A 280-nucleotide genomic window follows, 5' to 3' on the forward strand; every position below is an offset into this window, starting at 1 on the left:
GCAACGGTCCCGTATCAACCGAAAATGCTCTACAGCATCGTTGCGGTAACCGGTATGGGTTTTCGCGAGCGACAGTATCACTTGGTAAAAATTCCAATGGCCGCCAGGACAGGCGCGTCTCAGGCAGAGCTCCAGGCGACGAGCTCCTTGGCCGGCAGCGGCCTGCTGATCAGATATCCCTGAACCTGGTCGCATCCCAGACGCCTGACGCATTCATATTGCTCTTCCGTCTCGATACCTTCCGCAATCGTCGTCATTCGCAAACTGCGGCCAACGCCGA

At 57.1% G+C, this 280-nt stretch carries 1 protein-coding gene; it reads right to left on the reverse strand.

Annotated elements, in window-relative coordinates:
* Positions 1 to 119 precede the first annotated feature (119 nt).
* Positions 120 to 280, reverse strand: a 161-nt coding sequence (locus EN845_RS35085) for an EAL domain-containing protein (protein WP_135931363.1), incomplete at its 5' end; no start/stop codon positions are given.

This window comes from Mesorhizobium sp. M8A.F.Ca.ET.202.01.1.1 (assembly GCF_004791595.1).
GTDB lineage: Bacteria > Pseudomonadota > Alphaproteobacteria > Rhizobiales > Rhizobiaceae > Mesorhizobium.